This window comes from Methyloversatilis sp. RAC08, from assembly GCF_001713355.1.
Lineage (GTDB): Bacteria > Pseudomonadota > Gammaproteobacteria > Burkholderiales > Rhodocyclaceae > Methyloversatilis.
In genome coordinates this window covers 887,864-913,362 of sequence record NZ_CP016448.1, presented here as the reverse complement: position 1 = coordinate 913,362, position 25,499 = coordinate 887,864, and the positions used below count along the sequence as shown (strand labels likewise).

Sequence of the window (25,499 nt, the reverse complement as noted above, 5' to 3'; positions counted from 1 at the left end):
GGGCGAGGGGACTACTGCGCGCGCTCGTGCGCCCTTGGGCGATAATCACGCTTTGTCTGCATGCCCGCCCCCATGAAAGTTTTCGGATTTGCCGGCTACAGCGGCTCCGGCAAGACCACGCTGATCGAACAGCTCATCCCGCATTTCGTGCTGGAAGGACTGACCGTGTCGCTGATCAAGCATGCGCATGCGGGCTTCGACATCGACCGCCCGGGCAAGGATTCCTTCCGCCTGCGCGAAGCCGGCTGCACCGAAGTACTGCTCACGTCAAACAACCGCTGGGTGCTGATGCACGAATTGCGTGGCCGTGAAGAACCGTCTCTCGACCAGCAGATTGCCGCACTGAGCCCGTGCGACCTGGTGCTGGTGGAAGGTTTCAAGGCCTCGCCGATTCCGAAGCTGGAAGTTCATCGCCCGTCGCACGACCGGCCGCTGATGTATCCGGACAACCCGCATGTGGTCGCCGTCGCAACCGATGTGCCGATGGAACTTCCGCTGCCCAGGCTCGACCTGAATGATGTGGAAGCCATCGCGGGCTTCATCCTCCGTCACCAGGGGTTCCGATGAACGAAATGCTCACGCTCGACGCGGCACTCGCCCGCTTGCTCGCGAGTGCGCGCCCGATAGGCGACACCGAAACGGTCAGCACCTTCCACGCGGCCGGCCGCGTGCTGGCGCGCGATCAGCGTTCCGCAATCACCGTGCCGCCGCACGACAACAGCAGCATGGACGGTTACGCGGTGCGCGTGGCCGACCTCGAATCGGTCGGCGACTGCCTGCCGGTCAGCCAGCGCATTCCGGCCGGACACGTCGGTGCGCCGCTTGCGCCGCGCACCTGTGCGCGCATCTTCACCGGCGCGCCGGTGCCGGCGGGTGCCGACGCCATCGTGATGCAGGAGGCCACGCGCATCGTCGATGCCGGCGTGTGCTTCGACGAAATACCGAAGACGGGCGCCTGGATACGCCGCGCCGGAGAGGACATCCGCGCGGGCGATACGGTGCTGGCAGCCGGCAGCCGGCTGCGGGCGCAGGAAGTCGGGCTGGCGGCATCGGTCGGACTGGCCGACCTGCCGGTGGTGCGCCGGCCGCGCGTGGCGCTGTTTTCCACCGGCGACGAACTGGTCATGCCGGGCCAGCCGCTGCCGCCGGGTGCCATCTACAACTCGAACCGCTACCTGCTGCGTGCACTGTGCGAGGCGCTGGGCTGCGAGGTGCTCGATCTGGGCATCGTGCCGGACCGGCTCGACGCCACGCGCGCGGCGCTGCGCGAAGCGGCTGCGACCTGCGATGTCATCCTGACCAGCGGCGGCGTCGGCGTCGGCGAAGAAGACCACATCAAGCCGGCGCTCGAAGCGGAAGGCGCGCTCGACAGCTGGAAGATCGCGATGAAGCCGGGCAAGCCGCTGGCGCACGGCCATGTGAAGCGCTCCGACGGCAGCACGGCTGACTTCCTGGGTCTGCCCGGCAATCCGGTGTCCAGCTTCGTCACCTTCCTGCTGCTGGTGCGCCCGTTCATCCTGCGCCGCATGGGTGTGCAAGACGTGACGCCGCTGCCCTTCACGGTGCGTGCGGACTTCGACTGGCCGAAGCCGGACCGCCGGCGCGAATTCCTGCGCGTGCGCCGCACTGCCACCGGCGGGCTCGAACTGTTCGACAACCAGAGTTCCGGCGTGCTGACCTCGACCGTGTGGGGCGACGGTCTGGCCGACATCGCGGCCGGGCTGACGATCGCCCGGGGCGATGCCGTGCCTTTCCTGTCCTTCGAATCGCTGCTGTACTGAGTCATGAGCCAGAAGACCATCAAAGTGCTGTACTTCGCCGCGCTGCGCGAAGCGCTCGGCACGCCGGGCGAAACGCTTGAACTGCCGGATGACTGCACGACGCTGGCCGACGTGCGGGCGTTGATTGCCGGCCGCGGCGGCGACTGGGGCGCGCTGGCGCAGATGAAGAACCTGCGCGCGGCGATCAATCAGCGCATGACCGATCCGGCGTCGCCGGTGGCCGACGGCGACGAGGTCGCCTTCTTTCCGCCGGTCACCGGCGGCTGAGCGGGAGACAGGCATGAGCGTAAGTGTCCGCGAAGCCGATTTCGACATCGGCGCCGAAATCGACGCACTGCTGGCCGGTCGCACCGACGTCGGCGCGGTGGCCACCTTCACCGGTCTGGTGCGCGACATGAACGACGGCGCCGGCGTGCGCGCAATGACGCTCGAACACTATCCGGGCATGACCGAAGCGGCGCTGGAAGACATCGTCGTCGAGGCGAAATCGCGCTGGGACATTCTCGCGGCGCGCGTGATCCATCGCGTCGGGCCACTGATGCCGGCCGACCGCATCGTGCTGGTCATCGTCGCCGGCAGTCACCGCGGCGAAGCCTTCGCCGCCTGCGAATTCATCATGGACTACCTGAAGACGCGCGCCCCGTTCTGGAAGCGCGAGGACACGCCCGATGGCAGCCGCTGGGTGGACGCGCGCGACAGCGACGACAGCGCCGCCCGGCGCTGGGACTGATCAGGCGCCGCCTTCGACCCTGACCGGCAGCGGAAACGGCTTCACTGTGCGGCCCTTTTTCGCGTACAGCAGCACAGGCGCGCAGCGTTTTTCGTCGGCGTGGATGCCGACGCAGTCGAGGCACTGGAAGCAGTCGTCGTAGCGGATGGCGCCGCTGCGCTCGATCGCGTCGTACTGGCAGCGGTGGCGGCAGGTCTGGCACGGCTTGCCGCACTCGACGCGGCGCGCCAGCCAGTCGAAGCGGCGCAGCTTGCCGCCGAGCGCCATCGCGGCGCCGAGCGGGCACACGTAGCGGCAGAAGAACTTGTAGCTGAACGCGCCGGCCAGCAGCAGACCGACCGCCCATGCGACATAGGGCCAGGTGCGGTCGAATCCCACCGTGATGGCGGTCTTGAACGGTTCGACCTCGACCAGCCCGGTCGCGAGATCGGGCGTGACGCCTGCCGCCACCACCAGCACGAGCAGGATGACGTAGCGGCCACGGTCGAGCACACGGGCGAGCAGGGCAGGCAGGCGGATCTGCGGCACGCGCAGCTTCTGCGCCGCCATAGCGACGAATTCCTGCAGCGCGCCGAACGGGCACAGCCAGCCACAGAAGGTGCCGCGGCCCCAGATGAAGAAACTCACCAGCGTGAAGCCGATGATCAGCAATGACACCGGGTCGTAAAGGAAACTTTTCAGGCTCTGTCCGGCGACCAGCGTCTTGATTGCGCCGGTGATCTGCACGATGGACAACTGTCCCTGCGCGTACCAGCCGATGAATACCAGCGTGAACAGCAGGAAGCTGCTGCGGAACCACACCAGCCGGCGCGCGTCCTTCGCCATCCACTGCGGCTTGGCCAGCACCACCGACAGCAGCACCAGGGCGGCGCCGATCAGCGCCAGATCCGGCCAGCGGCCCTGCCAGGCGATCAGCCATTCCGGCAACGGCTTCGGCGGATAGACGAACAGCCGCTCGGGCAGCGCGTAGTCGAGCGCCACCGTCTGGTTGGTGATGCGCGGCAGCATGATGCCCTTGGCCCGGGTCAGCGTCAGCGTGACCTGCAGCGCCTGCGCCGGATCGAGATTGGACGCGGCATAGACGCGGAACACGCCCGATGCATTGAAGGCGGGCGCGCCGGCCGGGGCCGGGTGCTCGAACACCAGGTCGCGCATTTCCGCCGGGTATCCGCCCTGGGTCAGCTGCAGCTTCGGGGGTGCGGTGCCGGGCACGAAGCTGTCGTCGAGCACCGCATCGTGGCCGGTGCTGGCGAACCACAGCGCGTGCTGGCCCGGTTCGAGCTTTTTCATCAGATCGGCGTAGCGCGCCTCGCCGAGCACGGTCCGGCCCACGGTCGGCAGATTCAGATAGGCGACGTAAAGCTCGATCAGCGTGTCGCCCGGGCTGCGCAGGGCGTCTTCGTCGGCGCCTTCGCCTTCGGTGCCGGCAAACAGCTTTTCGGCCTCGGCATGCGTTACGCGCAGCCGGCCGATCAGGCCGCGCTCGACCAGCGCCGCGAAGTCCAGCGCTTCATAGGTGTCGCTGCGTACCTCGGCCGGCGGGCCGCGGGTGCCGGGGTCGGCGAAACCCAGCCTGGCGCGCGCCACCGCCAGCCCGGCAGCCAGCGCGGTCTGGTTCACGATGCGCACCGATGCGGTGGCCTTGGTGACGCCGTCCAGCACCACGCGATTGTCGGCCGCACCGGCTTTCGTGTTGCCGTAGGCCGACGACACGGTGAAGTCCTGGCGCAGATTCTTGCCGGCGTACTGGCGCACGAACTCATTCAGCGGCGCCTCGCCCAGGCCGCTCAGGAATACCGGTTCGTGCTGGCGCAGCACCGACACGTCGATGAAGTTGCCCTTGCGGTCGATCGCCACCAGCAGATTCATCGGCGTGCCTTCGAAGCCCGGGATGGGCGCGAGATCGATCGACTCGAACACATAGCCGATCGGCCCGCCTTCCGGCTCCAGTTCGCTGGTGATCGGCCAGGCGGGAATGTCGGCCAGCTTCGGCTGCACGTGCAGCGGCGGTGGAAAGCGCGCCGACAGCGCTTCCAGCGTCATGTCGCCGGCAAAGGCCGGCACACAGGACAACACCAGAGAAAGCGCGCAGGCAAATGCCGCGGCCAGCACGAAGCGGATCGGATCGAACAGGGAAGACGTCATCGTGCGGCCGGGGGCGGGTCATGAAGCGATGGATCGCGACGCTAGCACACGTCGGCCGGATCGAAATCCGCAGCTGAAGGGAAACTCCTTCGTGCCTCAAGCTGTCAAGCAGATGTGACATGTCCGAAAACCGCTACCGCATCCTGCCGGTACGGCCGGGCTGCCTACCGCGGAGAACCTGCATCATGACCAGCCAACGCTTTCGACCGCGCTTCCTGCTTCACGCCGCCGTGGCATTGGGTCTGCTTCCGATATCAGCGTTCGCGCTGACCGAAGCGGACATCGACGAAGCCATCCGCAAGCCATCGTGGGGCCTGTACAAGGGCTATGCCGAATTCAAGATGGCGCACTACGACGACGCCAAACGCATCTGGACCGTACTGGCCGAGCGCGGCAGCGGCGAAGCCTGGTTCAATCTGGGCATTCTGGCCGAGGACGGCCTGGGCGAGCCGCGCGACCCGCAGCAGGCGCGCCACCGTTACGAACAGGGGGCGCTGGCCGGCAGCCGCAACGCGGCATTGCGCCTGGGCCTGCTGCTGCAGACCAGCAAGCTCGGCGCGGCCGACCCCGATGGCGCGCGGCGCTGGCTGAAGGTCGCCGCCGACGGCGGCGATCAGGAAGCGGTGACCCAGCTTGCAGCGCTTTCGGGCGATGCGCCGGGCGGCAGTGCGGCCGATCGTGCGCTGGCCGACGCGCGCAAGCTCGAAGCCGATGGCCGGCATGGCGATGCCGTGTCGCAGTACCGAACGCTGGCCGATGCGGGTGACCCGCGTGGCGTGACCCGTCTGGCCTGGGCCTACGAGTCGGGCCGCGGCGTGTCGCGCGATCTGGCCGAAGCCGCACGGCTGTTCCGTGTCGCGGCCGAAAAGGGCGAAGCCGAAGCGCAGTACGCGCTGTCGGTCATGCTCGAAACGGGCGCCGGTCAGTCGCGCAACAGCGATGAATCGCTGCGCTGGCTGCGCAGCTCGGCCGACCAGAAGTACCCGCCCGCGGTCGAGGCGCTGCAGGCGCGCAAGTAGCGGCCGATCGACTGCGCGCAGTTTCCCCGGGAACGACCCCTGTGGTAGCGGCCTGTGGGAGTGACTGCTTTGGATGCAGCTCCTGTGGTAGCGGCGGCCTGTGGGAGCGGCGGCCCCGCCGCGATCGTGCCGCGACCATCGCCGTGCAAAGTGCCTATCGCGGCGAGGCCTGTGGGAGCGGCGGCCTCGCCGCGATCAGTGCCTTGATGGTCGCATTGCAAAGTGCCTATAGCGGCGGGGCCGCCGCTCCCACAGGCCCACAGGCCCACAGGCCACGATCCAAGATTCAAAGCACAAGGCCCACAAGGCCCCATGTCCGGGACCCAACCCTGGCGTGCAAGCTGCCGCCGCCAGGACGAAGTGGTGCGGTAGCTGCCTGGTGCCTGGCGGATTCAGGGCGCGATCGGCAATACCAGGCTGGCGCGCAGCCCGCCTTCGGGGCGGCGGCTCAGGGTGATGTCGCCGCCTTGCGCGCGGGCCACGGCGCGGGCGATGGCCAGACCCAGGCCGCTGCCGCCGGTATGGCGTGCGCGCGACGCTTCCAGCCGAACATAGGGCTCGAACACCCGCTCGCGTTCGGCGTCGGGAATGCCCGGGCCGTCGTCGTCGATGTCCACCCGCGCTTCTGTGGCATTGCCCGACACGGTGACGCGGATCTTGCCGCCGCCGTAGCGGCGTGCGTTGTCCATCAGATTGGCCAGGCAGCGGCGGGTGATCGACGGCCGCACGATGACCGGCTGCGCCACGCTGCCACGCACCTCGATGTCGGCGCCCAGCGCGGCGATGTCGTCGGCCACCCCTTCGACCAGCGCATCGAGCCGGGTCGGCGCGGCCGCTTCCGAACTGTCGCCGGCGCGCAGGAAGGCCAGTGTGTCGTCGATCAGCGTTTCCATGTCGGCCAGATCGCGCTCGATGGCGTCACGTACCGGGCCTTCGGGCAGTTGTTCGAGCCGCAGGCGCACGCGCGTGATCGGCAGCCGCAGGTCGTGCGACACGCCCGCCAGCGCCTGCGCCCGGGTGTGGATCAGCGTGCGCAGCGCGCGCTGCATGCTGTTGAAGGCGCGGGCGGCGCCGGCGACTTCGCGCGGACCGGATTCGCCCAGCGGCGCCTGTTCGAGGTCGCGCGCCAGCCCGTCGGCGGCGCGCGCGAACATGTCGAGCGGCCGGGTCAGCCGGCGCACCACCCAGATCGACAGCAGACTGACGACCACGGCCACCAGCAGCAGGCTGCCGATGATGCGCAGCGGTCGCTCGGCCACCGCAGGTGGCGGCGAATACCGGAAGGTGAGCACAGTGCCGTCGTTCAGCCGCGCCTGGGTCGACACGTTGTCTGCATTCGGCTTGGCCAGCAGTCGGGCCAGGGCCGGCGGTCGCGGGGGCGGCGGACGCAGCGGCAGCACGTCAGCGGCCGCTGCGCCGGCCGGCGCCTTCGGCCGCTCAAGCGTGATCACCTGATGCACATGCCGTCCGGCGATGCGTTCGCCCACCTTGCTGGCGAACGCCTCGAAGTCCTCGTCCACCGGTCGTGCGTCGTCGTACCAGGGTTCGTCGAGCGACAGTGCCGTGCTCGGACTTTCCAGCAGTCGCACGAGGCGGGCACGGCCGGCCGGCGCGGTGTCGTTGATCAGCGCGATCGATTCTGCCACCCGGGTCGCGGCGTATTCGCTGCGCACCTGACGCGACAGTCGCACGCGGTCGTCCACCACCAGCCAGAGGCCGATGCCATTGGCCACCAGCAGGCCGCCGAGCAGTGTCAGCAGGATCTGGCCGAACAGCGTGCGCGGCATCAGACGCGAAAAGAACGCGCTCAAACGTGCTTCTCCACCGGCACCGACAGCACATAGCCTTCGCTGCGCAGCGTGCGGATGATGCGCGGTTCGCGCCCGTCGTCGCCGAGCCGGCGGCGCAGCCGGCTGATCATCACGTCGACCGTGCGATCGAACGGCCCGGCGCTGCGCCCGGCCAGCACGTCCATCAGCTGGTCGCGCGACAGCACGCGGTTGGGGCTTTCGGCCAATGCGTTGAGCATGCGGAATTCGCCACTCGACAGCGGCGTCACGACGCCCTGCGCGTCCACCAGGTGGCGTGCGCCCAGATCGAGCGTCCAGCCGGCGAATTTCAACGTGCGTACGTTGCCGTCACCGTCCGGGTGTTCTGGCGCACGGCGCAGGATGCTGCGCACCCGGGCCAGCAGTTCGCGCGGATGAAACGGTTTCGGCAGGTAGTCGTCGGCACCCATTTCGAGGCCGATGATGCGGTCGAGTTCGTCGCCACGCGCGGTCAGCATCAGGATCGGCAAGCGCGATTTCGCGCGGATTTCGCGGCACAGCGCGAGGCCGTCATCGCCGGGCAGCATCACGTCGAGAATCAGCAGGTCGCACGGCTCGTGCGCCAGCGCGGCACGCAGGCCGGGGCCATCGGCCACGGTGCGCACGTCCATGTCCTGCTTGCCAAGATAGTCGCGTAGCAGCTCGCGCAGGTCGGGGTCGTCATCGACGACCAGAAGGCGCGGCTTGGGGTGAGCGGTATTCATGCATGCAAGCTTAGCGGCTTGCCGGCCGCACGCATGCAAAGCGGACAAATCCGCACAACGGGTTTACGCGCCGTTAACAATCGCGCCGTGCTGTCAGTACGCGCCGCGGCCTCGTGACCGGGTCGAGGTCAGCGCGATCAGGCCGAGCAGCAATCCGGCAGCGGCATGGTCGGCGCTGTACAGGATCAGACCGGCGCCGCCACTGATCACGGCTACTGCCGCCAGCACGGGGATGCGCGTCGCCGTGGCCAGTGCGCCGGCCGCCAGCGCCAGCCAGCCGATGCGCTGGTCGATGAACAGCTGCGGCGCGTAGCGCCTCGCCGCGCAGCGCCAGTCGTCGCTGGCCGCTGCGCAAAGGCCATGCAGCGCATCGGATTCCATCAGCCCGTAACGCAGCGCGGCGCTGGCCGCGACGGCAGCGGCGAAGGCGATGATCAGGCCGGTGAGCGGCGTGTTGTGGTGAAACAGGTGTCGGTTCATGGGCGCGGGAGTGTAGGCGGAGTCCGTCGCCGCAGGGCAAGGGATTTTCGCTGTGTTAGCATCGCCGCGCTGCAACAATGGCTGTCCCAGGCGTGCGCGACGCGTCTCGAAGGGCGGCTCTTGCGGTCCTTAACCTTACCGGAAATTCTGCGTCCGACGCTTCAGGGCGCGTTCGCACACCGCGCATGAAAAGACATATTTCGTTCGCCCGGATACTGATGGCGCTGTTCGTGGCGGGCGGCGTCGCCGCGGTCCACTTCGGCCTTTGGGCGGTGATGAACCGGCCGGTCAGTCTGGTCGAACCGCTCGACTATATCGACGGATTTTCTTACAGCCCCTACCGTCGCGACCAGACGCCGCTGCGCGGCATCTACCCGTCGTATGAAGAAATCGCGCAGGACATGTCGCAACTGGGCGGCATCGCCCACCGCATCCGTACCTACAACTCGACCGAAAACCCGGAAGTGTCGGACCTGGCGGGCCAGAACGACCTGAAGGTCACGGCCGGTGCGTGGATCGATACCGACAAGGTGCGCAACCGCCGGGAGATCGGCGCGCTGCTGGCGGACGCGCGCTTGCATGGCAACATCGACCGCCTGATGGTGGGCAACGAATCGCTGCTGCGCGCCGACGTGACGATTCCGGAAATGATCGAGTACCTGGACGAGGTGCGCGAGGCGACCGATCTGCCGGTATCCACCGCCGAGCCCTGGCATGTCTGGCTGAAAAACCCCGAACTGGCCAACCACGTTGACTACCTGGCCGTGCACCTGCTGCCGTATCACGAGGGCGTTCCGGCGGACAAGGCGGTCGATTACGCGATGGCGCGTTATCAGGAACTGCTCGACGCCTTTCCCGGCAGGGCCATCCTGATCGGCGAAATCGGCTGGCCGAGCAAGGGACCGACCATCCAGGCCGCCGTGGCGTCGGAAGAGAACCAGGCGCGCTTCGTGCGCGAGTTTCTGTACCGCTCGTTGTGCAAGAACCTCGACTACTTTCTGATCGAAGCCTACGACCAGCCCTGGAAGATCGAGATCGAAGGCTGGGCGGGCGCCTACTGGGGCATGTTCAACGCCGACCGCCAGTTGAAGTTCCCGCTCGAAGGCAGCGTGGACCGCAACAGCGGCTGGATCGACGACGCTGTCGTGGCCACCGTGTTCGCGCTGGTGCCGATGCTGCTGCTGTGCCTCGCACAGCGCGGCATGAGCATGTTCGGTCTGCTGTGGATGTGTGTGCTGGTGCAGGCCTGCGTCACAGCCATCGTCATTTCGGCCCGACTGCCGGCGGATTATTACTTCACGTTGCGCGACCTCACGGCGCTGATCGGCCTGGTGTTCGGCGTCATGCTGACCGCAGGCGTGTTGCTGACCAATGGTTTCGAGTTTGCCGAGGTGTTCTTCAAGGCGCGCTGGCGCCGCGCCTACAAGGCGGCCGAACCGCTGCCGCCCGATCAGCAACCGTTCGTGTCGGTTCATCTGGCCTGCTGCAACGAGCCGCCGGAAATGGTGATCGCCACCATCGACAGTCTGGCCGCCATGGATTACCAGAACTTCGAAGTGCTGGTGATCGACAACAACACCAGGGATGAGGCGCTTTGGAAGCCGGTCGAGGCGCGCATGGCCGAACTGGGGCCGCGTTTCCGCTTCTTCCATCTGCTGCCGTGGCCGGGTTTCAAGGCCGGCGCGCTGAATTTCGCCCTGAAGCAGACCGATCCGCGGGCCACCGTGGTCGGTGTGGTCGATGCCGACTACGTGGTCACGCCGGACTGGCTGAGCGCATTGATTCCGCACTTTCACGATGAAAAGGTCGCCGTCGTGCAGGCGCCGCAGGCGCATCGCGAATGGGAACGTCACCCGTTCCGCCGCATGTGCAACTGGGAATTCGAAGGCTTCTTCCGCATCGGCATGCACCACCGCCACGAGCGCAACGCACTGATCCAGCACGGCACGATGACGCTGGTACGCCGTTCGCGCCTGGAAAGCTCGGGCAGCTGGTCGGAGTGGTGCATCTGCGAAGACACCGAACTGGGCCTGCGCCTGCTCGAGAACGGCGACGAACTGCGCTATATCGACCGCGTGTTCGGCCGCGGCCTGACGCCGGCCAGCTTTGCGGCGCTGAAGTCGCAGCGCTTCCGCTGGGCATTTGGCGCGATGCAGATCCTGAAGGGCCACTGGCGTTCGCTGTTCGGTCGCAGCAAGCTCGACAGCGGGCAGCGCTACCACTTCATCACTGGCTGGTTTTCGTGGTTTGGCGACGCGCTGCAACTGGTGTTCGCCATGGGCGCCATCGCCTGGACGGCGGCCATGCTGATCTGGCCCAAGCTGTTTTCGCTGCCGGTCACCATCATGCTGGCGCCGGTGCTGGGCCTGCTGGTCGCCAAGGCGGCGATGGGACCGATCCTGTACCGGCGCGCGATGGACTGTCCGTGGGCCGACATTGCCGGTGCATCGCTGGTCAGCCTCGGTCTGTCGCATTCGATCGCGCGCGGAGTGATCGCCGGCCTGACGCACAAGCGAGGCGTGTTCCTGCGCACCGCCAAAGGCAGGGGCGAAAGCGGGCTGGCCAAGTTCTTCCAGCCGATCCGCGAGGAAATGTACCTGCTGCTGGCGCTGATCGCCGCCGCCTGGGCCATGATCATGCTGCGCGGCACTCAGAACATCGAAGTCGTGCTGTGGGTCACCATGCTGGGTCTGCAGTCGCTGCCCTATCTGGCCGCCGTGGGCTGCCAGTTCATCGCCCAGTTGCCGGAAAAAGCCGAGCCGCTGCCGGCGCAGGCCCAGGCCGCGTGACCGGTCAGTGAACGCATGAACCGTTCCGCGCCGCGCTGGGTGCGCTTTGCGCTCGTCCATGTCGTCGTCCTCGTGCTGCTGGCGGTCTGGCTGTGGCAGCGCAATGTGGCGCAGCCGCTGGCTGAGGTGCCGGCCGACGCGGGTCCGCTGCAGTGCGTGTCCTACGCGCCCTACTACCGCCCGGGTGAATCGCCGCTGCAGCCCGACTTCCGGGTCACGCGCGAGCGCATAGACGCCGATCTGGCGCGCCTTGCTGAAATTTCCGGCTGCGTGCGGCTGTATTCGGTCGACCAGGGCCTGCACCATGTGCCCGAACTGGCCGGCAAGCACGGCCTGAAGGTGCTGCTGGGCGCCTGGATCGGCGGCGACAAGTTGAAGAACGACCGCGAACTGGCACAGGCCATCGAACTGGCCAACCGTCATCCGGACGTCGTGCGCGGCCTGATCGTCGGCAACGAGGTGCTGCTGCGACGCGAACAGACGCCGGACGCCATGCGCGTCTACATCGAACGCGCGCAGGCCGCGACGAACGTGCCGGTCACCTACGCCGATGTGTGGGAATTCTGGCTGATGAACAAGGGCCTTGCGCAATCGGTCGATTTCGTCACCGTGCATGTGCTGCCCTACTGGGAAGACGAACCGCAGCCGATCGACCGCGCGATCACCCATGTCGAAGAGGTCATGAAGACGGTCGACGCCGCCTTCGACAAGCCGCTGCTCATCGGTGAGACCGGCTGGCCCAGCGTCGGCAAGCAGCGAGACGGCGCACGCCCCGGCGTGATCGAACAGGCGCGCTACCTGCGCGAATTCGTCATCGCCGCGCAGACGCACGGCTGGCAGTACAACCTGATCGAAGCGTTCGACCAGCCGTGGAAGCGCCGGCTGGAGGGCACGGTGGGCGGCTTCTGGGGCCTGCTTGATTCGGATGGTCACGCCAAGTTTGCGTGGCAGGGGCCGCTGGCTGCGCGGGTCGACGGGCCGCAACCGCTGGTCGCAGGCGCAGCCGGGCTGGCGCTGGCCGTCGTGCTGTCGACGCTGGGCCGCGTGCGCCGACTGGCCGCGACGGTCGCGTTTGCCGTGTCGGGCGTGCTGGCCGGTGTCATCGCGCCGCTGCAGTTCGAATATCTCGCGCTGGCCTGTCGCAGCCCGCTCGAATGGGCCGCCATGGGCGTCATCGCAGCGGCCGGCTGGCTGATGTGGGCTGCGCTGCCGTGGACGCTGCACGGCGGTCCCGGCGAGGCGGTGCGCCTTGCAGCGCGGGTGCTGCTGTTCGGGCTCGCTTTCAGTGGCCTGTTGCTGGCCGTCGACGGCCGCTACCGCGATTTTCCCTTCCTGCTGTTCCTGCTGCCGGCAGTGCAGTGGGGCCTGGCCGCACGCCTCGCGCGGCTTGCGCCCTTGCCACATCTGCCGGAAGGCGCGCTGTTTGCCGGCATCGCAGTGATCGGCAGCGCCGTCGCCTGGCTTGCCGACTGGCGCAATCCGCAGGCACTCGCCTGGCTCGCGCTGACGCTCGTGATGGCCAGCGCGTTCGCGCTGCGCCGGGAACGCGGGTACTGAGCTGACGCAGGCCAGCAGGGGGGAGCGGCGCCTTCGCTGAGACTGACAGCGGCCCTGTAGGAGCGGCGGCCTGCGGGAGCGGCGATCCACTGCCGGCCCTGCATGGCCGGCCGGCTCTGCGGGCGGCGAGCAGTGCTCGCCGAAACCCCCGCTCCGCCCTCGCCGCGATACGCACGCTGCACAGCGATGGTCGCGGCACGATCGCGGCGGGGCCGCCGCTCCCACAGAGTCAGCGCCCGCCGCCGCCGCCCGCCTTCACACCTTCAGCGGAACAGCGTCTTGAATTCCCTTGGCTGGCAGCGCAGGTACTGCGGCGCGGCGACGACCTGCGCACCCAGTTTCGCGGCGGCATGCCAGGGCCAGCGGGGGTCGTACAGCATGGCGCGCGCAAGCGCGATCAGATCGGCCTGACCGTTGGCGAGGATGGCTTCGGCCTGTTCTGCCTCGGTGATCAGGCCGACTGCGATGGTCGGCAGGCCGCCGTCGCGCTTGATGCGTTCGGCGAACGCGACCTGGTAGCCGGGCACGGCCGGGATCTGCTGCAGCGGCGAGGCGCCGCCGCTCGACACATGGATGTACGCCGCGCCGCGCGCCTTCAGCGCCTGCGTGAAGGCGACGCTCTGATCGACGTCCCAGCCGCCGTCCACCCAGTCGCTGGCGGAAATGCGCACGCCGACCGGTTTGTCGGCCGGAAAGGCGGCGCGCACGGCGTCGAACACTTCGAGCGGAAAGCGCATGCGGTTGTCCAGCGATCCGCCGTACTCGTCGCTGCGTGCGTTGGCCAGCGGCGTCAGGAACTGGTGCAGCAGATAGCCGTGCGCGGTGTGCACTTCGATCGCGTCCAGTCCGAGCCGCGCCGCGCGGCGGGCCGTGTCGGCGAACGCGGTGCGGATGCGTTCAAGTCCTGCGGCACCCAGTGCGATCGGTGGGTGTTCACCCGGGGCATGCGGCTGCGCCGAAGGCGCAACAGTCTGCCAGCCGCCGGCCGCCGGCGCTATCTGTGCGCCGCCTTCCCATGGCCGTGCGACCGATGCCTTGCGCCCGGCATGACCGATCTGGATTGCGATCGGCATCGCCGAATGCGCGCGCACCGCGTCGAGCACGCGTGCCAGCGCCGCTTCGTTGGCGTCCGACCACAGGCCGAGGTCCTGCGCCGAAATGCGGCCTTCCGGCTCGACCGCCGACGCTTCGATGATGAGCAGGCCGGCGCCGGACAGCGCCAGCTGGCCCAGATGCATCAGATGCCAGTCGGTGGCGCAGCCGTCCTGCGCCGAGTACTGGCACATCGGTGCGATGACGATGCGGTTGGTGAGCTGCAGCGCGCCGAGCGCAAACGGCTGGAAAAGCTGGCTGGACATGGGCGAGGGAGGCGTGGTGACGAAGGCATGCAGTATCCCTGACGGTGGCCCGGGCGCGCCACCGCCAGGCTGGCGGATACCGCCTGTGTGGAGAGAAATCAGAGCCCGAGTTCGCTCAGGCCCGGGTGGTCATCCGGGCGGCGACCCTGCGGCCAGCGGAACAGCCGATCGGCTTCGCTGATCGGCAGATCGTTGATGCTGGCGTGGCGGCGCGCCATCAGGCCGCGCTCGTCGAATTCCCAGTTCTCGTTGCCGTAAGACCGGAACCACTGGCCCTCCGCATCGTGCCATTCGTAGGCGAAACGCACGGCGATGCGGTTGCCGCCGGTGCACCACAGCTCCTTGATCAGCCGGTATTCATGTTCCTTCGCCCACTTGCGGGTCAGGAAATCGACGATTTCGGCGCGTCCGTTGATGAATTCCGAGCGGTTGCGCCAGCGGCTGTCCGGCGTATAGGCGAGCGACACCTTGTGCGGGTCACGATTGTTCCAGCCGTCTTCGGCGGCGCGCACCTTCTGCGCGGCGGTGTCGGCGGTGAAGGGTGGCAGCGGCGGGCGGGGGGCGTCGGTCATGGCGGTCTCCATCGGGCAGGGTCGGGAAAAGGGATGGTGATACAGATCTGTCTACATGCTTGAACAAGACAGGTCTGTCTGTCAACATGCGTAGATGACTTTCACCCTCGACGACCTCGCCGGCTCCGGCCCGCTGCCCGATCAGGACGCGCGCACCCGCGTGCTCGAAACCGCCTACCGGCTGTTCTACCGGCACGGCCTGCGCGCCACCGGCATCGACCGCATCATCGCCGAGTCGGGTGTGGCCAAGATGTCGTTCTACCGGCACTTTCCATCCAAGCAGGCGCTGATCGACGCCTACCTTGACCTGCGCCATGCGCGCTGGATGGCCTGGCTCGAAGATCGGCTTGCCGGGCTGACCGCGCGCGACTGGCTCGACGCGCTGCCCGACGCGCTCGACGACTGGTTCCGCGCCCCCGGCTTTCGCGGTTGCGCCTTCATCAACGGGCACGCCGAGGGCGGACCTGACGCGCCGGCGATGACCGTGACGCACAAGCGCGAACTGGCGGCGCGCACCGAGCGCGCGTGTGCCGAAGCCGGTCTGCCGCAGCCCGGCGAAGTCACAGCCGACCTGCTGCTGGCCATCGAAGGCGCCATCGTGCGGGCACAGATGGAAGGCGCCGACGCGGCGCAGCAGCCACTTCGCCGGCTGTTCGCGCGCACCCTTTCCGATGCCGGCGGCAAGCCGGATGGACGCGCTCCGCAGCGATGACTGCGGGTTTGTGGACAGCAAGGTCTTGCTTATGGCAGTGGCGGCCTCGCCGCGATCGGCACCGGCCCCCTGTGGGAGCGGCGGCCTCGCCGCGATTGTGCTTCGACCATCGTTGAGCAGAGTGCGTATCGCGGCGAGGCCGCCGCTCCCACAGGGACAACTCCCATGGCAGGGTACCCCGGCAATCATTCCACCCACCGTGTCAGCGGATGCGGCCGACGCGCCATCGCCGATACCGGTACCATCCTTGCCCCATGAACTACGAAATCCTGCTCGGCCTGCGCTATGTGCGGGCGAAACGGCGCAACGGCTTCATTTCCTTCATTTCCCTGATTTCCACGCTCGGTCTGGCGCTGGGCATTGCAGCGCTGATCACGGTGCTGTCGGTGATGAACGGATTCCAGAAGGAGTTGCGCACCCGCATCCTCGGCGTGGCGTCACACGTACAGATCACCGGCTACGACAACGAACTGACCGACTGGCAGCAGGTGGCCGATCGCGCGCTGCAGAACAAGGACGTGAAGGCCGCAGCGCCCTATGTCAGCGAACAGGCCATGCTGAGCTTCGACCAGACGGTGCGCGGCGCCATGGTGCGCGGCGTGCTGCCGGCCGCCGAGGATGGTGTCGCCGACTTCAGCCAGCACATGCGCGCCGGCAGCCTGACCGACCTGCAGCCGGGCGGCTTCGGCGTGGTGCTGGGCATTGAACTGGCGCGTGCGCTGCGCGTGCAGGTCGGCGAAAAGGTGACGCTGATCGCGCCGCAGGGCCTGGTGACGCCGGCGGCGGTGCTGCCGCGACTGAAGCAATTCACCGTGGTCGGCGTGTTCGAAGCGGGGCATTTCGAGTACGACGCCAGTCTGGCGCTGATTCACATGCAGGACGCCCAGACGCTGTACCGCATGGAAGACCGCGTGTCCGGCGTGCGCCTGAAGCTGGGCGATCTGTTCGATGCGCCGCGCGTGGCGCGCGATCTGCATGCGCAGATGTCGGGTGATGGTCTGCTGGTCGGCGACTGGACGCGCCAGCACGCCAACTTCTTCCGCGCCATCGCGATCGAGAAGAACATGATGTTCATCATCCTGATGCTGATCGTCGCCGTGGCGGCCTTCAACATCGTGTCCATGCTCATCATGGTGGTGACCGACAAGCAGGCCGACATCGCCATCCTGCGCACCCTGGGTGCCAGCCCGGCCAGCATGATGGCGGTGTTCATCGTGCAGGGCGCCATCATCGGCGGTGGCGGTCTGCTGCTCGGTGTGGCCGGCGGTGTCGCGCTGGCGTCCAACCTCGATATCGTCGTGCCTGCGATCGAAGCCATCGCCGGCGTGTCGCTGTGGTCGGCCGAGGTGTATTTCATTCCCGAGCTGCCATCGGAAATCCTGTGGTCCGACGTAATCACGGTGACCGTCATCGGCGGCCTGCTGACGCTGGCGGCGACGCTGTACCCGAGCTGGCGCGCGTCGCGCGTGCAGCCGGCGGAGGCGCTGCGCTATGAATGAAGTCGTGCTGAAGTGCGAAGGCCTGAGCAAGGTGTTCCATCAGGGCAAGGTCGAGGTGCCGGTGCTGTCCGGTGTCGACCTGGCGGTGCTGCGCGGCGAGCGCGTCGCCATCGTCGGCGCCAGCGGATCGGGCAAGAGCACCTTGCTGCACCTGCTGGGCGGGCTGGACACGCCGACTTCGGGCAGCGTGTCGCTGCTCGGCCAGCAGTATTCGACGCTGGGCGAGGCGGCGCGCGGTGCGCTGCGCAACCGCTCGCTGGGCTTTGTCTACCAGTTCCACCATCTGCTGGCCGAGTTTTCGGCACTCGACAACGTCGCGATGCCGCTGATGATCCGCCGCCAGTCACGGCCGCAGGCGCGCGAAGCCGCCGCCGCCATGCTGGCCGAAGTCGGGCTGGCGCACCGGGTGGAACATCAGCCGGGCGAAATGTCCGGTGGCGAACGTCAGCGGGTGGCGATCGCGCGCGCACTGGTGACCCAGCCGGCCTGCGTGCTGGCCGACGAGCCGACCGGCAATCTCGACAGCAAGACCGCCGACGGCGTGTTCGACCTGATGCTGACGCTGAGCCGTACGCGCGGAACCAGCTTCGTCATCGTGACGCACGACGAGCGGCTCGCCGCACGGACCGACCGCATCGTGCGGCTGGTAGACGGCCGAATCTAGGCAGATTCAAGGTGCAAGGTCTTCTTGCGCCTTGAGTCTTGCATCTGTCTTTTCAGATGGTTCGGCGTGCGAGGGCGCGCAGGGCGTCGCGCGTCGCTTCGTCGGCCGTCACCGACTGCAACCGCGCCTCCAGCCGGGCGATGAAACCGGCCGAGGCGTGACCGGCCTGCACGTTGCCGAGCTGCATCAGCAGGTCGTCGATCAGATACCACTCGTCATCGCTCAGCGCCTGCCGCGATGCGCCGGGCGCGCTGCGCGTGCGGCCGTCCAGATCGCCCTTGAATTGCATGTAGACATCCAGTTTCTCAACGGTCAGGGTCATCGCAGTCTCCACTTCGATTCTGGTCTATGGCAGCGGCGGCCTGCGGGAGCCGCGGTCTGTGGGAGCGGCGGCCTCGCCGCGATAGTGCCGTGATGGTCGCATTGCAAAGTGCCTATCGCGGCGAGGCCGCCGCTCCCACAAGAGCCGCCGCATGCGGCGTCATTATTACGCCTTGCGCCGCGCCGTCCGAGCGTGCCAGCTGCGCACCAGGTGCCAGCGCCACAAGCCCAGCACCGTGACGTAACCGACCGCGGCCAACGTCACGGCAAGCAGCGGCAGGCCGATCAGCAGCGGCTCGCCCAGTGCCATCACCCAGTCGAACAGGGCGCTGATCCAGCCGCCGAATCCGGCGCCGTCGGGGATGTGCGGCGCATGAAAAGTGGCGCCGGGTGGAAGCGCCAGGCCGATCAGCGGCATCACCAGCCGCCCGTAGCCCCAGGCGAAGGCGTACAGCGGCACGATGGTCAGCGGGTTGCTGTAGAAGGTAACCGCCATCGACAGCGGCAGATTCACGCGCAGCAGTACCGCCAGCCCGGCGGCCCCCAGCATCTGCAGCGGCCCCGGAATGAGCCCGGCGAACAGCCCGACCGCGACGCCGCCGGCGCAGCTGTGGCGGTTCAGGTGCCACAGCCGGGGATGGCCGAGCCAGTCGGCGAAGGGTGCCAGCCAGCGATTGCGGCGCAGGGTTTCGGTGTCGGGTATGTATTTCCGGAAGATTTTTTTCATCGGAGCGGATTATCCGCTGCCGTCGTGACGGCATGGCAACAGTGTGGTTCGAATGACATCCGGGATGCGTGACGGGATAATCATTCATCATGATCACGCCCATCGCGCTGTCGCTCGTTGCCGGTACCTGGCTGGCACAACAGCAGGGCGTACTGCCTGCTGCTGCAGCGCTGCACGGGCTGTCGGCCGTTGCGCTGCTGCTGGCGCTGTGTGCTTCGACCCGACTTGCGCGCGCTGCGTCGGACAGCGCCCTCTGCGTTTCGGTTGCACTGGCCGCCTTTGTGTGGGCAAGCGCAACCGGGCACGCGGCGCTCGCCGACCGCCTGCCGCAGCCGCTCGAAGGGCAGGATATCGATCTGACCGGCGTGATCGCGGGGCTGCCGCAGCGGGTGGAGCGCGGCCAGCGCTTCGATCTGGCGGTCGAGCGGGCGCCGCCCGGCGTGCCGCGGCGCATCGCACTGACCTGGTACGACAGCCGCCACGCCGATGCGTCGGGTTCGGACGCGACGCCGCAACTGCGGGCGGGCAGTCGCTGGCAGCTGCGGGTGCGCCTGAAGCGTCCGCACGGCAACATGAACCCGCACGGTTTCGACTATGAAGCCTGGCTGTTCGAGCGCGGCATCGGCGCGACCGGGCACGTGCGGGCCGGCGGCGAAGGACGACAGGCGCAGCGGCTGATCGACGAGCAGGCGGGCGGGCTCTCCGCGCGCATCGATGCGCTGCGCGATGCGGTGCGGTCGCGCTTCACGGCGGTGATGCACGACGACGCGCAGGCCGAAGTACCGACGTGGCAATGGGCCGGCGTGCTGATCGCGCTGGCGATCGGCGACCAGCGGGCGATCCCGCCGGCACACTGGGACCTGTTCGAACGCGCGGGCCTGACGCATCTGGTGTCGATTTCGGGGCTGCACGTCACGATGGTGGCCGCGCTGTCCGGACTGTTGCTGTCATCCCTGTGGCGCCGGGTACCCGCGCTCGCGCTGCGCTGTGCCGCGCAGCGTGCCGGCATCGTCGCCGGACTGATCGCCGCCACCGCCTACTGCGCGCTGGCCGGCTTCGGCATTCCGGCGCAGCGCACGCTGATCATGCTGGCGGTCGCCGGACTGGCCATGCTGGCCGGGCGCTTTTCGTCGCCCTTCGATGCGCTCGCGCTGGCGGTATGTGTCGTATTGCCGCTGCATCCGATGGCGGTGATGAACCCCGGCTTCTGGCTGTCGTTCGGCGCGGTGGCGCTGCTGTTCTACGCAGCCGCCGGTCACCTGGGCAGGCCGCGTCCCGTGCGCAGCTGGCTCGGCGCGCAGGCGGCGATCACGCTTGGCCTGGCGCCGCCGATGATGGCGCTGTTCGGTCAGGTGTCGCTGGTGTCGCCGCTGATCAATCTGTTCGCGATTCCGCTGGTCAGCGTGGTCATCACGCCCCTGGTGCTGATCGCCATCGTGCTGCCGCTCGATGCGCTGCTGTGGCTGGCGCATGCGCTGACCACCGGGCTGATGTGGGCGGTGCAGGGGCTGGTCGCGCCCGACTGGGTGCTGTGGCATGCCGCAGCGCCGGCCGGCTGGGCCGTCGCGTGCGGTGTGCTCGGTGCCGCGAACCTGCTGGCGCCGCGCGGCTGGCCCGGACGTGCGCTCGCCGTGCCGCTGATGCTGCCGCTGTTCATGACGCCGGATACCCGGCCGGCAGCCGGCGACATGCGGGTGGTCGTGCTCGACGTCGGTCAGGGGCTTGCCGTGCACGTGCAGACGGCGCAGCACGACCTGCTGTTCGATACCGGCCCGCGCTATGGTGCCGAAGCCGACGCCGGCGGGCGGCTCGTGCTGCCCTATCTGCGGGCGATCGGCGTACGGCGTCTCGACACACTGGTCGTCAGTCACGCCGACAGCGATCATGCAGGTGGCGCCGCCTCGTTGCTCGCCGGCCTGCCGGTGGGCGAGGTGCTGTCGTCGGTGCCGGCGCACGACGGGCTGCGTCTGGTGCGGCCCGACACGCGCGACTGCGCAGCCGGCCAGCGCTGGACGGTTGATGGCGTGCGCTTCGCGATGCTGCACCCGCCTCGCGGCGCCGTTGCACTGGGCGCGCGCAGCAGCAATGCGCTGTCCTGCGTGTTGCGCGTCGACAGCGCTCACGGCTCGGCCCTGATCACCGGCGATGTGCTGGCCGACGGCGAAGCCGCGATGCTTGAGGCGGCTGCGCCGCTGGCGGCCGATCTGCTGGTGAGCCCGCATCACGGCAGTCGCACGTCATCGACCCAAGCTTTCGTGGCGGCGGTCGACGCCGGCGATGTGGTGCACGCCGTCGGCTATCGCAACCGATTCAATCATCCGCATCCGAAGGTACGGCAACGCTACGCCGATCTGGGCGCGTCCCAGTGGCGCAGTGACGCCCACGGCGCAGTGACCTTCGATTTCACCGCCAACGGCATCGAACGCCGCGCGAGTCGAGAGATCGATGCGCGCTACTGGCACAATCGGGTACTCGAGCAGCAGGCTGCGGTTCAATGAGCGTGTGGCAGCGGTTTTCGTGGGAGTGGCCCCTGTGGGAGCGGCGGCCTCGCCGCGATCGTGCCGCGACCGTCGTTGTGCGGAGTGCCTATCGCGGCGAGGCCGCCGCTCCCACACAAAAGAGCGCCGTTGCCGCCCGCAGCGACCGGGCTGTTGGAGCTTTCCCTCGAGGAGTAGCCTCCGTGGGCAGGGTTCGTTTGGGGCTGGCCCTGTGGCATCGGCGGCCTGTGGGAGCGGCGGCCCCGCCGCGATCAGCACAGCGATGATCGATGATCGATGATCAACGTGCGTATCGCGGCGAGGCCGCCACTCCCACACAAAACACCACCGTTGCCGCCCGCAGCGCCCATCGTGAATCACCGCAGATGCTTTTTCCAACAGGGCTTTATCAATGGCGACAGGAGTCATCGACAGATTGCGGGCATGGTTCGGCAGTGTCCCGCTTGCGTCACGCGACGTGCAGCCGCGTCTGCACCGCGTGCAGTGCGCCAACCCCAAGGGCCTGCATCACATGGCCTATGCGGAATGGGGCGACCCGGCGAATCCACGCGTGCTGGTCTGCGTACATGGACTGACCCGGGTCGGGCGCGACTTCGACTTTCTCGCGCAGCAGCTCGCCCGGCACTACCGCGTGGTGTGTCCGGATGTGGTCGGACGCGGTCGCAGCGACTGGCTGCCGGACGCCGCGAACTATGGCGTGCCTCAGTACGTCGGCGACATGGTGACGCTGATCGCGCGCCTCGGCGTCGAGCAGGTGCATTGGTTCGGCACGTCAATGGGCGGCCTGATCGGCATGGCGCTGGCTGCGCTGCCGCAGTCGCCGATCTCCCGCATGGTGCTGAACGACGTCGGGCCGGTGGTCACCTCGGTCAGCCTGCGGCGCATCGCGGAGTATGTCGGCAAGGCACCGAAGTTCGCCAGCCTGGACGACGCTGACCGGTACATCCGTGCCGTCAGTGCGCCATTCGGGCCGCTGACCGACGCGCAGTGGCGCCACCTCACCGTGCATTCGACACGTCCGGTCGCCGATGGCGGATTCGAGATGGGTTACGACCCGGATATCGCCAAGCCGATGCAGGCCATGCTGTTTCTGGGTGATATCGAACTGTGGAATCTGTACGAGGCGATCCGCTGCCCGACGCTGTGCGTGCGCGGCGCAGAATCGGATCTGCTGACGCGCGACACGCTGGCGCAGATGGCGGCGCGCGGGCCGAAGGCGCGCACGCTCGAAATTGCCGGCGTCGGACACGCGCCGATGTTCATGGACACGGTACAGACCGCACCGATCGAACAATTCCTGACAGAAGGTTTCACCGCATGACGAAGGATGAAGTGATCGCCGCCACGCGCGACTGGCTGGAGAAGGCCGTGATCGGCCTCAACCTGTGTCCGTTCGCCAAGGCGGTCTATGTGAAGGAACAGGTGCGCTATGTGGTCAGCGAGGCGACACATCTCGATGGCTATCTGGAGGATATCGACCGCGAGATCGAATTTCTGGCCGCCGCCGACCCGCAGCAGACCGACACCACCCTGATCATGCACGCCTCGCTGCTCGAGGATTTTCTCGACTTCAACGACGTGCTCGATCTGGTCGACGACGCGGTGACCGAACACGGGCACGAGGGCGTGCTGCAGGTCGCTGCTTTCCATCCGCTGTGGCAGTTCGCCGACACCGAGCCGGACGACATCGGCAACTTCACCAACCGGGCACCGTTTCCGACCATCCACCTGTTGCGCGAAGCCAGCGTGACGCGCGCGGTCGATGCCTTCCCGGAAGCGGAAAGCATTTACGAGCGCAACATCGACACGCTGGAAAAGCTCGGGCTCGACGGCTGGCGTGCACTCGGCTTGCCGGTCGGGCTCCGCACGCCGTCCAGTTCAAAGTCCTGACCGGCGGCAGCCGTGCAGTCAGCCATGGGCCCGCCGGGTGCGGCTCAATCCACTTCCGAAAAGGTCGCCAGTTCGGCGCTGAGTTCTGGCCAGCTGTGCGAAAGTCTGTGCACGCCAGCCGGCGTGACCACATCGATCGAAAACACCTTCTTGTCGGCGCTGACCAGACCGGCGCCATGAATGGCCGGCTGAGTCGCATCCCGGGCGTGACGCAGCACCACCTTCATCTGGCGGCCGGGCACGGCCGACTCCAGACGCAGCCGGTTCGAGTGATTGGTCAGATCGACGATGTACTGATTGACGTCTACGTCGTTCATGGCAGTCCTCCTGGCGGGTGAAGCATTCGGAAGTCAGAACTTCAATCTAGCACCGCTCGCGCACCCGCTCTCCCCAATCGATGCTGCAGTGCAATCGCGTGCGATGATGCGCCGCCACTCCGCCGATCCGAACCGACCTGTCCGTGACTGTCTCCCCGCCCGACATTCCGCTTGAAATCATCTATCGCGACGACGTCATGGTCGCGATCAACAAGCCGTCCGGTCTTCTGGTGCACCGCACTGCGCTGGACCGGCACGAAACCGAATTTGCAGTGCAGCGGCTGCGCGATCAGATCGGACAGCGCGTGTGGCCGGTGCACCGGCTGGACCGCGGCACGTCGGGGGTGCTCGTGTTCGCGCTCGACGCGGTGTCGGCCCATGCGCTGGCGGACCAGTTCGCGCAACATACGCCGGACAAGCGCTACCTCGCGCTGGTGCGCGGTCATCCGGCGGAGGCGGGCGTGATCGACCATCCGCTGCGTCGCGTGATCGATGCCATCGACCCGCGCACGGCGCGCGAGGGCGCGGAACCCGTCGAGGTGCAGCCGGCGCTGACGCGCTATCGCCGGCTGGCGACGGTCGAGCTGCCGGTCATGGTCGATCGCTACCCGAGCAGCCGCTATGCGCTGGTCGAAGCGCTGCCGCTGACCGGACGCACGCACCAGATCCGGCGCCACATGAACCACATCGCGCATCCGGTGATCGGCGATTCGACCCACGGCAAGGGCGTGCATAACCGCTACTTCGCGTCCGCCTGGGGCGTGAGCCGGTTGATGCTCGCATGTATATATATGCAGTTGCGGCATCCGGTCAGCGGAGCGGCGATCACGCTGCAATGCGATCCGGGCGACGCCTTCGGGCGGCTGGCGGACGCTTTCGGCTGGAATCCGCTACCGAAGTAGCTGGCCGCTGCCCACTTTGGAGCAGAACCTGTTGGAGCGGCGGCCTCTAGAAGCGACGGCCTTTGAGGTTGACCGCTGTGGGAGCGGCCCCTGTGGGAGCGGCCCCTGTGGGAGCGGCGGCCTCGCCGCGATGGTGCCGCGACCATCGTTGTGCAGAGTGCGCATCGCGGCGAGGCCGCCGCTCCCACAGCAAGCTCCCACAGCAAGCTCCCACAGCAAGCTCCCACAGCAAGCTCCCACAGCAAGCTCCCACAGCAAGCTCCCACAGCAAGCTCCCACAGCAAGCTCCCACAGCAGGCAAACATCAGTGGCAACCCACCTCGAGTTCATGAGGCTGGCAAACTTTCAGCCGTCATGCATCCAGCCCACGACATATCGCGGATCCGCGTGATGTCGTGGGTTGATCCGCCCTCGAAATGGCACGGTTGAACAGTTCTAGGATTACAAGTTATTGTTTTTAATAACTAAAAAATTAAGAAACTGAACTGGCACGCAAGCTGCTGAAAGGAAAGCGTCGAGAGCACACCGCTCAACCCGAAACCGGGCGACTGCCTACCCAACCTCAAAGGAGCTTTGCCATGACCAAGATGATCGCTGTCCTGATGTTTGCCGGCCTGACCGTGTCTACCGCCTCGTTTGCCGGCAGCACGACGACCCATGAATCCATCTACGAACCCGGCTATCTGAGCAGCCTGTCGGACAAGGGTGCGCTCGGCGGGCGTGCCGCGTCCGGCGATGTGCTGGCCCACGAGTCGACCTTTGACCCGGTGCATCTGCGTGCGCTGAGCCAGGCACCGGCGGGCAAGTCGTTCGACGGTCTGGTGATCAACCACGAGTCGGTCTACGCGCCGGGCGTGCTGAGCAGCTTTACGTCGGAGCGTGCGGCGCCGATGCGCAGCGCGCAGGCACCGGCAGATCGCTCCGCCATCTGATGATCGCCGCGGCACCGGATCGCCGACGCGGCGATCCGGTGTGCAGCGCAAGCACGATGCAACGGAGCATCTT

The 25,499-nt window shown here is 67.6% G+C and carries 24 protein-coding genes; 15 read left to right on the top strand and 9 right to left on the bottom strand.

Annotated elements, in window-relative coordinates:
* Positions 1 to 72 precede the first annotated feature (72 nt).
* The 4 genes from mobB to moaE are packed head-to-tail and all read left to right on the top strand — an operon-like array spanning position 73 to position 2,511.
* The gene (gene mobB / locus BSY238_RS04105; protein WP_069038022.1) at positions 73 to 567 is read left to right on the top strand and encodes a molybdopterin-guanine dinucleotide biosynthesis protein B; all 495 of its coding nucleotides are present in this window, start codon (positions 73 to 75) and stop codon (positions 565 to 567) included.
* Positions 564 to 1,781 (top strand): molybdopterin molybdotransferase MoeA, encoded by a 1,218-nt coding sequence (locus BSY238_RS04100; protein WP_069038021.1) that lies wholly within the window; start codon positions 564 to 566, stop codon positions 1,779 to 1,781. Before mobB ends, BSY238_RS04100 begins: the two co-directional genes overlap by 4 nt.
* Positions 1,782 to 1,784: 3 nt before the next feature.
* Positions 1,785 to 2,048 (top strand): molybdopterin converting factor subunit 1, encoded by a 264-nt coding sequence (gene moaD, locus BSY238_RS04095; RefSeq protein WP_069038020.1) that lies wholly within the window; start codon positions 1,785 to 1,787, stop codon positions 2,046 to 2,048.
* A 13-nt stretch (positions 2,049 to 2,061) separates the two neighbouring features.
* Positions 2,062 to 2,511, top strand: coding sequence for a molybdopterin synthase catalytic subunit MoaE (moaE, locus tag BSY238_RS04090; protein WP_069038019.1), 450 nt, complete (start codon positions 2,062 to 2,064; stop codon positions 2,509 to 2,511).
* Here moaE and BSY238_RS04085 read toward each other — a convergent pair whose 3' ends face one another.
* On the bottom strand, positions 2,512 to 4,656 hold the full coding sequence (locus tag BSY238_RS04085; protein WP_069038018.1) for a 4Fe-4S binding protein: 2,145 nt from the start codon (positions 4,654 to 4,656) through the stop codon (positions 2,512 to 2,514). It lies immediately after the preceding gene.
* Between the two features lie 185 nt (positions 4,657 to 4,841).
* Here BSY238_RS04085 and BSY238_RS04080 point away from each other — a divergent pair, with 185 nt between their 5' ends.
* A complete protein-coding gene (locus tag BSY238_RS04080) occupies positions 4,842 to 5,675 on the top strand; it encodes a tetratricopeptide repeat protein (RefSeq protein WP_069040439.1) in 834 nt (277 codons plus the stop codon).
* A 392-nt stretch (positions 5,676 to 6,067) separates the two neighbouring features.
* On the opposite strand, the gene BSY238_RS04075 is transcribed toward BSY238_RS04080, so the two are convergent.
* The 3 genes from BSY238_RS04075 to BSY238_RS04065 all read right to left on the bottom strand — a co-directional run bounded on the left by BSY238_RS04075 (position 6,068) and on the right by BSY238_RS04065 (position 8,688).
* Positions 6,068 to 7,486: an ATP-binding protein gene (locus BSY238_RS04075; RefSeq protein WP_223300262.1), complete on the bottom strand. Its 1,419-nt coding sequence runs from the start codon at positions 7,484 to 7,486 to the stop codon at positions 6,068 to 6,070.
* Positions 7,483 to 8,208: a response regulator gene (locus tag BSY238_RS04070; RefSeq protein WP_069038016.1), complete on the bottom strand. Its 726-nt coding sequence runs from the start codon at positions 8,206 to 8,208 to the stop codon at positions 7,483 to 7,485. Before BSY238_RS04070 ends, BSY238_RS04075 begins: the two co-directional genes overlap by 4 nt.
* A 93-nt stretch (positions 8,209 to 8,301) precedes the next feature.
* Complete coding sequence (locus BSY238_RS04065; protein WP_069038015.1) at positions 8,302 to 8,688, bottom strand: hypothetical protein; 387 nt, start codon at positions 8,686 to 8,688, stop codon at positions 8,302 to 8,304.
* A gap of 185 nt (positions 8,689 to 8,873) precedes the next feature.
* Here BSY238_RS04065 and BSY238_RS04060 point away from each other — a divergent pair, with 185 nt between their 5' ends.
* Both BSY238_RS04060 and BSY238_RS04055 read left to right on the top strand, forming a co-directional pair.
* The gene (locus tag BSY238_RS04060; protein ID WP_069038014.1) at positions 8,874 to 11,477 is read left to right on the top strand and encodes a glycosyltransferase; all 2,604 of its coding nucleotides are present in this window, start codon (positions 8,874 to 8,876) and stop codon (positions 11,475 to 11,477) included.
* A 15-nt stretch (positions 11,478 to 11,492) separates the two neighbouring features.
* Positions 11,493 to 13,034: a glycoside hydrolase family 17 protein gene (locus tag BSY238_RS04055; protein ID WP_069038013.1), complete on the top strand. Its 1,542-nt coding sequence runs from the start codon at positions 11,493 to 11,495 to the stop codon at positions 13,032 to 13,034.
* A 263-nt stretch (positions 13,035 to 13,297) separates the two neighbouring features.
* Here the strand turns inward: BSY238_RS04055 and BSY238_RS04050 are convergent, their stop codons facing one another.
* Both BSY238_RS04050 and BSY238_RS04045 read right to left on the bottom strand, forming a co-directional pair.
* Positions 13,298 to 14,392, bottom strand: a complete 1,095-nt coding sequence (locus BSY238_RS04050) for an NADH:flavin oxidoreductase/NADH oxidase (protein WP_069038012.1) — start codon at positions 14,390 to 14,392, stop codon at positions 13,298 to 13,300.
* A gap of 98 nt (positions 14,393 to 14,490) precedes the next feature.
* Entirely contained in the window at positions 14,491 to 14,964 is a 474-nt protein-coding gene (locus BSY238_RS04045) for a nuclear transport factor 2 family protein (protein ID WP_069040438.1), read from the bottom strand.
* A gap of 94 nt (positions 14,965 to 15,058) precedes the next feature.
* Between BSY238_RS04045 and BSY238_RS04040 the strand changes: the two genes are divergently transcribed.
* From BSY238_RS04040 to lolD, 3 genes are all read left to right on the top strand, one after another.
* The gene (locus BSY238_RS04040) at positions 15,059 to 15,676 is read left to right on the top strand and encodes a TetR/AcrR family transcriptional regulator (RefSeq protein WP_069038011.1); all 618 of its coding nucleotides are present in this window, start codon (positions 15,059 to 15,061) and stop codon (positions 15,674 to 15,676) included.
* Positions 15,677 to 15,930: 254 nt separating this feature from the next.
* The gene (locus BSY238_RS04035) at positions 15,931 to 17,175 is read left to right on the top strand and encodes a lipoprotein-releasing ABC transporter permease subunit (protein WP_069038010.1); all 1,245 of its coding nucleotides are present in this window, start codon (positions 15,931 to 15,933) and stop codon (positions 17,173 to 17,175) included.
* Positions 17,168 to 17,839, top strand: a complete 672-nt coding sequence (gene lolD / locus BSY238_RS04030) for a lipoprotein-releasing ABC transporter ATP-binding protein LolD (RefSeq protein ID WP_069038009.1) — start codon at positions 17,168 to 17,170, stop codon at positions 17,837 to 17,839. The genes BSY238_RS04035 and lolD overlap by 8 nt, the downstream gene beginning before the upstream one ends.
* A gap of 52 nt (positions 17,840 to 17,891) precedes the next feature.
* Here lolD and BSY238_RS04025 read toward each other — a convergent pair whose 3' ends face one another.
* Together BSY238_RS04025 and BSY238_RS04020 are read right to left on the bottom strand one after the other, a co-directional pair.
* Complete coding sequence (locus BSY238_RS04025; RefSeq protein WP_069038008.1) at positions 17,892 to 18,161, bottom strand: hypothetical protein; 270 nt, start codon at positions 18,159 to 18,161, stop codon at positions 17,892 to 17,894.
* Between the two features lie 165 nt (positions 18,162 to 18,326).
* A complete protein-coding gene (locus BSY238_RS04020) occupies positions 18,327 to 18,887 on the bottom strand; it encodes a DUF2062 domain-containing protein (RefSeq protein ID WP_069038007.1) in 561 nt (186 codons plus the stop codon).
* Between the two features lie 89 nt (positions 18,888 to 18,976).
* Here BSY238_RS04020 and BSY238_RS04015 point away from each other — a divergent pair, with 89 nt between their 5' ends.
* From BSY238_RS04015 to BSY238_RS04005, 3 genes are all read left to right on the top strand, one after another.
* Entirely contained in the window at positions 18,977 to 21,385 is a 2,409-nt protein-coding gene (locus BSY238_RS04015) for a DNA internalization-related competence protein ComEC/Rec2 (RefSeq protein WP_069038006.1), read from the top strand.
* A gap of 415 nt (positions 21,386 to 21,800) precedes the next feature.
* The gene (locus tag BSY238_RS04010; RefSeq protein ID WP_442922958.1) at positions 21,801 to 22,706 is read left to right on the top strand and encodes an alpha/beta fold hydrolase; all 906 of its coding nucleotides are present in this window, start codon (positions 21,801 to 21,803) and stop codon (positions 22,704 to 22,706) included.
* On the top strand, positions 22,703 to 23,275 hold the full coding sequence (locus BSY238_RS04005) for a DUF1415 domain-containing protein (protein WP_069038004.1): 573 nt from the start codon (positions 22,703 to 22,705) through the stop codon (positions 23,273 to 23,275). Before BSY238_RS04010 ends, BSY238_RS04005 begins: the two co-directional genes overlap by 4 nt.
* A gap of 44 nt (positions 23,276 to 23,319) precedes the next feature.
* On the opposite strand, the gene BSY238_RS04000 is transcribed toward BSY238_RS04005, so the two are convergent.
* The gene (locus BSY238_RS04000) at positions 23,320 to 23,592 is read right to left on the bottom strand and encodes a hypothetical protein (protein WP_069038003.1); all 273 of its coding nucleotides are present in this window, start codon (positions 23,590 to 23,592) and stop codon (positions 23,320 to 23,322) included.
* Positions 23,593 to 23,735: 143 nt separating this feature from the next.
* On the opposite strand from BSY238_RS04000, the gene BSY238_RS03995 reads away from it, so the two are divergent.
* Positions 23,736 to 24,494, top strand: a complete 759-nt coding sequence (locus tag BSY238_RS03995) for a pseudouridine synthase (RefSeq protein ID WP_223300261.1) — start codon at positions 23,736 to 23,738, stop codon at positions 24,492 to 24,494.
* Positions 24,495 to 25,072: 578 nt separating this feature from the next.
* Entirely contained in the window at positions 25,073 to 25,426 is a 354-nt protein-coding gene (locus BSY238_RS03990) for a hypothetical protein (RefSeq protein ID WP_069038002.1), read from the top strand.
* The last annotated feature ends 73 nt before the right edge of the window (positions 25,427 to 25,499 follow it).